The organism is Pseudomonas sp. SDO524_S393 (genome assembly GCF_054071875.1).
Window position 1 is genome coordinate 174922 of the sequence record NZ_JBSVVZ010000002.1, and the last position, 7329, is coordinate 182250.

Here is a 7329-nt window from a genome sequence, read left to right on the forward strand (position 1 = left end):
CGAGCCAAGGCCCTTTGATAATGCGCAACCCCGTCGATTCCGTGCCACCGCTGCCCCGCATTTACGCCTTGGACCCTCAAGAGGCGGAACAGAGCTGGGAGAGCGCCCCGCAATTGCTGGCGGCGCTCAATGCTGCCCGGCTGGGCGCCTGGTGCTGGGAAATCGACTCGGGAAAAATAAGCTGGTCGCGCGGCACCCAGGCGCTGTTCGGCTTCGACCCGCGCCAGCCGCTGCCCAAGGACCTGGACTACCTCGACCTGCTCGCTCCGGAAGACAGTGCCCGGGTGGTGCGCGCATTTCACGCGGTACTGGCCGGCGAGCCGTTCGAACAGGCCATGCATCACCGTATCCAGTGGCCCGACGGCAGCCTGCACTGGCTGGAAATCAACGGTAGCCTGGCGCCAGAAAAGAACGGACGGCGGCGCATGATCGGTGTAATCCGCGAGATCACCCATCAGCGAGACCGCGAAAACGCCCTCAGCCACTCCGAAAAACGCTTCGCCACGCTGTTTCACCTGTGCCCGAACATGGTCTTGCTCACCCGCCAGTCCGACGGACTGATCAGCGAGGCCAATCAGTATTTCGAAATGCTCTTCGGCTGGCCGCTGGCCGATGCCATTGGCCGCACAACCCTGGAACTGGGCCTGTGGCGCCATCCCGAGCAACGCGCGCTGCTGGTCAAGGCCACCCAGCGCAAAGGCGAGCCCATCACCATGGAGGTGCAGTTTTGCGCCAGCAATGGCCAGATCCACGACGGCACCCTCAGCGCGCAAAAGGTTGAACTGGAGGGCGAGGCGTATCTGATCAGTACCTTCCTCGACACCACTGAACGTAAAAATGCCGAACAAGCCCTCAAGGACAGCCAGGAACGCCTTGATCTGGCACTCGACTCCGCGCAGCTGGGCACCTGGGACTGGCACATTCCCACCGGCATGCTCTACGGTTCGGCCCGCGCAGCCCAATTGCATGGCCTGCCACCCGAGCCGTTTCATGAATCCTTCGATGCGTTTTTCGAAGGCATGCCCGATGAAGATCGCGACAACATGCGCAACGCCTATCGCACCCTGCGCGAAGGCCCCGCCGGCAACTATCAACTGACCTACCGCGTGCCCATGGAGGACGGCAGCTCCCGCTACCTGGAAAGTCGCGCACGCCTGTACCGCGACGAACAAGGCGCGCCACTGCGCATGGCCGGCACCCTGCTGGACATCACCGACCAGGTTGAACGCGAGCAACGCCTGACCGCCTCCGAAGAGAAATTCGCCAGCCTGTTCCAGGCCAGTCCCGACCCGATCTGCGTCACCTGCCTGGACAGCGGCGCCTTTATCGAGATCAACCCTGCATTTACCCAGACCTTCGGCTGGACCGCCGCCGAGGTCATCGACAAGAGCGCCGATCAGATCGGCTTGTGGGACGAGTCGAGCAAGCGCCTGCAACGCATCGAACGGGTGATTCGCGAACAGGCCCTGAGCAACGTGGCGATCGTGGTGCACCCCAAGGCTGGCCCGAGCCTGACCTGTGTGATTTCCAGCCGCTTGATCAAGGTCGGCGACCAGCCGTGCATCGTCACCACCTTGCGTGACATTACTCACCAGCAACGTTCGGAAGCCGCCCTGAAGGCCAGCGAAGAAAAATTCGCCAAGGCCTTTCACTCAAGCCCCGACGCGATTTCCATCACCGAGCGCGATACCGGGCGCTATGTGGAGGTCAACGACGGTTTCTGCCGCCTCACCGGCTACCGCGCCGAAGAGGCGATTGGCTTGACGCTGTACCAGATCGGCATCTGGGCCGATGAAAACCAGCGCGCCGCGCTGCTTGCCGAGTTGCAGATCAAAGGGCGCATCCATCACCTGGAAATGCTTTGGCACAACAAACGGGGTGATCTGCTGTCGGTCGAGGTGTCGGTAGAGCCAATCACCCTCAATGAAACCCCTTGCCTGCTGCTGACCGCGCGTGACGTCAGCCTGCTGAAAAACGCCCAGGCACAGATCCGCCACCTGGCCTACCACGATCCACTGACCAACCTGCCCAATCGCGCACTGCTGATGGACCGCCTCAGTCAGCAGATCGCCCTGCTCAAGCGCCATAACCTGCGCGGCGCCCTGCTGTTCCTCGACCTCGATCACTTCAAGCACATCAACGACTCCCTCGGTCACCCGGTGGGCGACACGGTGCTGAAGATTGTCACCGCCCGCCTGGAAGCCAGCGTGCGCATGGAGGACACGGTGGCGCGCCTGGGCGGCGATGAATTCGTGGTGCTGCTCAGCGGTCTTGACGGCTCGCGCACAGAAGTCAGCGGTCAGGTGCAGGAGCTGTCCGACACCTTGCGCGAATTGCTCTCCGAACCGATGTTCCTCGATGGGCATCGCTTGCAGGTCACCCCCAGCATTGGCGTGGCATTGATCCCGGATCATGGTTCCACGCCCGCCGACCTGCTCAAACGCGCCGACATTGCCCTGTACCGCGCCAAGGATTCGGGACGCAACACCACGCAGATGTTTCACAACAGCATGCAGAAGACCGCCAGCGAACGGCTGCGGATGGAAACCGACCTGCGCCTGGCCCTGTCACGCGGTGAATTCAGCGTGCATTACCAACCCCAGGTGGATGCGCGCAACAACCGAATCGTCGGTGCCGAGGCACTGGTGCGCTGGCAGCATCCGCAACTGGGCGCGCAGTCGCCCGCTGAATTCATCAAGGTGCTGGAGGACAGTGGCCTGATCCTTGAAGTGGGCACCTGGATCCTCGACGAAGCCTGCGCGGCGTTTCAACAGTTGATCGCCGACGGTCTGGTGGACCCGCTGAATTTCAGCCTGTGCGTGAACATCAGCCCACGGCAGTTTCGCCAGAACGATTTCGTCGAGCGCGTGGAGCGCAGCCTCAAACAGCACCAACTGCCGTTGAGTCTGTTGAAGCTGGAGATCACCGAAGGCATCGTGATCCAGAACCTCGACGACACCATCAGCAAGATGCGCCGCCTGAAAAAGCTCGGTGTGAGTTTTGCGATGGACGACTTCGGCACCGGCTACTCATCCCTCACCTACCTCAAGCGCCTGCCGGTGGATGCGCTGAAGATCGACCAGTCGTTCGTACGCGACGCGACCCACGACCCCAACGACGCGGAAATCATCCGCGCCATCGTGGCCATGGCCCGCAGCCTGAACCTGGAAGTGATCGCCGAGGGCGTGGAAACCCCGGAGCAACTGGCGTTTCTGCAAAAGCTGGGCTGCCATTTGTTCCAAGGGTATTTGCATAGCCGGCCGTTACCGATGGAGGGGTTCAGGCGGTTGCTGGGCTGAATCCGCTACGCCGCGGCCGCCGGGTGAGGCATGCCCAACAAGCGACTGACCTGCTCCAGTTCGGTCTCCCGGCGCAAAGCGGTGAACAGTTCCACCGCCTCCGGGTAGTTGCGTGTCAGCATCGCCAGCCATTGCTTCAGACGGCCCGGTGCCTGGCGCTCGGTGAGTTGCTCGACCGATTGAGTCCAGAAATCCTGAAGCATGGGTTGCATCTGTGCCCAGGTCATCTCGACCACTTCTTCACCGGCCCGGGCAGCAGCGATCTGGCGCGCCAGGTCCGGGCGCGCGACCAGGCCGCGACCCAGCATGATGTCTTCGGCGCCGCTGACTTCGCGGCAACGCTTCCAGTCTTCGACGCTCCAGATGTCGCCATTGGCGAATACGGGAACCTTGACCACGTCCTGTACCCGGGGGATCCACTCCCAATGGGCCGGCGGCTTATAGCCATCGGTCTTGGTGCGGGCATGCACCACGATATGCGCGGCGCCCCCTTCGGCAAGCGCCGTGGCGCAGACCAGCGCGCCGTCCGGGCTGTCGAAGCCCAGGCGCATCTTCGCGGTCACCGGAATGTGGGCCGGTACGGCACGGCGTACATGTTCGACGATCTGGTTGAGCAGCTCCGGCTCCTTGAGCAGCACCGCACCGCCCCGGGATTTATTGACGGTCTTGGCCGGGCAGCCGAAGTTGAGGTCGATCACTTGCGAACCCAGCTCACAGGCCAGGGCGGCGTTTTCCGCCAGGCACACCGGGTCGGAACCGAGCAGCTGCACGCGCAGCGGCACGCCGGCCGCGGTGTGGGCACCGTGCAGCAGTTCCGGGGCAAGCTTGTGGAAATAGGCGGGGGTCAACAGACGGTCGTTGACGCGGATGAATTCGGTCACGCACCAGTCAATACCGCCGACACGGGTCAGCACGTCCCGCAGGATGTTGTCGACCAACCCCTCCATGGGCGCCAAAGCAATTTGCATGGAAAACACTCAACAAAAATCGTGGCGCAGTTTACTGGGTTTCCTGCGGCAACCGTTAACCCCCTGTCAGCGCGGGACCATAACCGTCAAGAAACTCCGCTGGCATGCGCTTGGGCTTGCCAGTGGAGAGTTCGATGCAGACAAAGGTGGTCTGCGCACGCAGGAGGGTCGCGCCATCGCGGGGGCGGATCAACTGAAAGCGGCGGGTCATTTTCAGGCGCTGGTCCCAGTCGACGATCCAAGTGCCGAGTTGCAGCTCATCGCCCTCGTAACCGGCCGCCAGGTAGTCGATCTCATGGCGCACCACCGCCATGGCGCGGTCCAGGCGGCGATATTCGGTGAGATCCAACCCCAGGCGCTGGGAGTGACGCCACGCACAACGTTCCAGCCAGGACACGTAGACCGCGTTATTGGCGTGCCCCAGCCCGTCGATGTCTTCAGGGGCCACCTGCAGATCGATGATAAACGGCGTTGCCAAATCCCAGCCCATGTCGTGCTCCCGGTCGATTAACGTGACCGGGGCAGTGTATCAGGCCGTTTGCCGTGCCTGTAGGCGAGCACCGGCCAACAAGGCCAGTACGCCTTCGATCACACGGGGATCAGCCAACACTTTCTGATGACCGCCCTGCTCCAGGCGCAGCAGCCGGCTGTCAAACCAGGCGTCGTGGATCTTTTGCGAGGCCTTGACCGGTACGAAGGTGTCGTCTTCGGCGTGTACGATCAGGCCGGGAACGTTCATCTGATAGTGAGCCACATCCAGGTGCTTGAGAGGCATGCCGAAGGCGTGCTCCACTTCCTGGATAAACGCCGAGCGCGCCCGCGGCGGCAAGCCGACCATGCGCGTAAAACCACGCAACACGTCCAGGAACCGCGACGGCGCAGCAATACTCACCAGCGCCTCAGTGCGCAGCCCCAGTTGGACAGCGAGCATCGCGCTGGCCCCGCCCATGGAGTGCCCCACCACCGCGTGCAGCGGCGGCAGCTCGTTCGCCGCCTCCAGCATGGCGCGGGCGAACAGCAACAAATGCGCCTCACGCCCGGGTGAACGTCCGTGGGCCGGGCCTTCCAGGGCAATCACCGAGTAACCGTCCTGCACCAGCGCCGTGATCAGGCTGGCGAACTGTGTGGGACGCCCCTCCCAGCCGTGCATCAGCAGCACCGCGGGCCCCTGCCCCCAGCGCAAGGCCGACAGGCCGAAACGCAGGGTGATGCGCTCCGATTGCGCCAGCAGTGGCAGCTCCCAATCACGTGGAGGCAAATTGCGCGGTGTCATGAACGTACGGCGCATGCGGTTGGCCACCGCTTGCGGCGCCAGCCGGCCCAACGTGCCATTGACGCCACGAATCCAGGTTAACGCGCCCATCGCAAGCCCTCCTCAGCGATCAGCGCACCGCCGACTTGGCGGCACGCAGCACACGGTCCGACAACTCACCAGGCCCCAAGGCGCGAGCAAGTGCCAGGCCACCAATCATCAGGGCCATGTCGGCCAGGGCCTTGTCGGTGTCCTCCGGGCTGGCGGCCAATTGCGCCGCCATCAATTCACAGTGCTCGTTCAACGCCTCGCGGAAGGTGTCCGGCAAGCGCGACATTTCGCCCACGGTCGCCGGGATCGGGCAGGCCTGTGCGGTCGAGTCGCGATGCTTGCGTGACAGGTAGAACGCCGCGACCAGGCCCCTGCGCTCTTCACCGGTCAGTTGCGGGTCCATGTCGTCGATGGAGGCGCGGCGGCGGGCCAACAGCTGGGTGAAGGCCTCCAGCATCAGCGCATCCTTGCTTTCGAAATGCGCGTAGAAACCGCCCACGGTCAGCCCCGCCGCCCCCATGACTTCGCCCACGCTCGGTTCAGCCGGACCGCGCTGGATCAGCGCAGCACTGGCGGCTTGCAGGATGCGTTCGCGGGTTTGCGCTTTTTTATCGTTCATCGTTTGCCTCCGGGTCCCATGGGTTGAATATTATTACCATAATAATATTTGGCAAGCCACTCGCATGACCACTCGTCCGAGCACATCAATGGGAATAAATCACTCGTCTCAATCGTTCTCCGTGCAACGAACCCTGAAGTGGAGTCATCGCGATGGCCTGGAGGCAACAAAACGAGAAGTGCGCGTGGGTGGCTGGAGAGGCCCCCTACATCTTTGATAATGAATACACAGCCAATTTCATCAGCAGCTTTAGCACGGTGCTGATTTCGAGAATTGAGGCTGAAGGAGTAGGCAACCAGCCATTCGGCAAGTTTTTCAACGACAGCGACGGACACGCCGAATACAACTTCCTGCAGGCCCTGCGTGCCAATGAGTGGGTATTCGACGCGGGCTATCAAGAGATCGTGGTACGCATCAACAACTCGCCCTGTCGGCAATGCTGCGTACTGTTCAAACAATTTATGGAAGACATCCGAGAGCGCTTTCCGAACACCACGCTGGTGATCGAAGCCGCCAATATCTATCACCCAAATGACCCGACGGATCAAGGCTGCCTGCGCGCAATTTCACGCCTGCCGGGCATTCGGGTGGAAATGTGGAACGTTGCACTGGAGAACGCCCAGAACCAGGGCCCGCAGGTCGATGCTGCGAAAGAAATGGCGCGTGTCAGAAAATCGCTGCGCACCGCTGAAGTGGTTCGAAAAATGCCCTGACTCGCCGGCGCAAAAAACTCAAACGCCAGACAAACAAAAGGGCCATTCAATAATTGAATGACCCTTAAAAATCCCGCAGAGCGGGTAAACGTGGCGTCCCCTAGGGGACTCGAACCCCTGTTACCGCCGTGAAAGGGCGGTGTCCTAGGCCACTAGACGAAGGGGACACAAACCTTCTATACAACTGATCAGTGCTGAGAACTGATCGATTCAAGGACGGTGTGGCCAGACCTTGAACCTGTAAATTGGTGGAGCTAAACGGGATCGAACCGTTGACCTCTTGCATGCCATGCAAGCGCTCTCCCAGCTGAGCTATAGCCCCGGATTTTTCGTCTCGCGACGCAGCAGGCCTTTCGAACTGCTTGTTGAAACTGGCGTCCCCTAGGGGACTCGAACCCCTGTTACCGCCGTGAAAGGGCGGTGTCCT

6 protein-coding genes and 2 tRNA genes are annotated in these 7329 nt (G+C 61.9%); 2 read left to right on the top strand and 6 right to left on the bottom strand.

The features are described from left to right. Positions 1-20: 20 nt before the first annotated feature. Positions 21-3299 (top strand): EAL domain-containing protein, encoded by a 3279-nt coding sequence (locus tag ACW9IB_RS02335; protein WP_457412110.1) that lies wholly within the window; start codon positions 21-23, stop codon positions 3297-3299. Positions 3300-3304: 5 nt separating this feature from the next. Here ACW9IB_RS02335 and ACW9IB_RS02340 read toward each other — a convergent pair whose 3' ends face one another. Genes ACW9IB_RS02340 through ACW9IB_RS02355 form a run of 4 tightly spaced genes read right to left on the bottom strand, consistent with a single transcriptional unit; the run spans position 3305 to position 6189 of the window. After that, positions 3305-4267, bottom strand: coding sequence for a tRNA dihydrouridine synthase (locus ACW9IB_RS02340; RefSeq protein WP_457412111.1), 963 nt, complete (start codon positions 4265-4267; stop codon positions 3305-3307). Positions 4268-4322: 55 nt separating this feature from the next. Beyond that, positions 4323-4757, bottom strand: a complete 435-nt coding sequence (locus ACW9IB_RS02345) for an acyl-CoA thioesterase (protein WP_457412112.1) — start codon at positions 4755-4757, stop codon at positions 4323-4325. 39 nt (positions 4758-4796) lie between these two features. Next, a complete protein-coding gene (locus ACW9IB_RS02350) occupies positions 4797-5630 on the bottom strand; it encodes an alpha/beta fold hydrolase (RefSeq protein WP_457368887.1) in 834 nt (277 codons plus the stop codon). A gap of 19 nt (positions 5631-5649) precedes the next feature. Next, a complete protein-coding gene (locus ACW9IB_RS02355) occupies positions 5650-6189 on the bottom strand; it encodes a TetR/AcrR family transcriptional regulator (protein ID WP_457368888.1) in 540 nt (179 codons plus the stop codon). Positions 6190-6341: 152 nt separating this feature from the next. Here ACW9IB_RS02355 and ACW9IB_RS02360 point away from each other — a divergent pair, with 152 nt between their 5' ends. Beyond that, positions 6342-6902: a hypothetical protein gene (locus ACW9IB_RS02360; RefSeq protein WP_457368889.1), complete on the top strand. Its 561-nt coding sequence runs from the start codon at positions 6342-6344 to the stop codon at positions 6900-6902. 91 nt (positions 6903-6993) lie between these two features. Here the strand turns inward: ACW9IB_RS02360 and ACW9IB_RS02365 are convergent. Then, positions 6994-7069, bottom strand: a tRNA-Glu gene (locus ACW9IB_RS02365). A gap of 79 nt (positions 7070-7148) precedes the next feature. Then, a tRNA-Ala gene (locus ACW9IB_RS02370) sits at positions 7149-7224 on the bottom strand. Positions 7225-7329 lie beyond the last annotated feature (105 nt).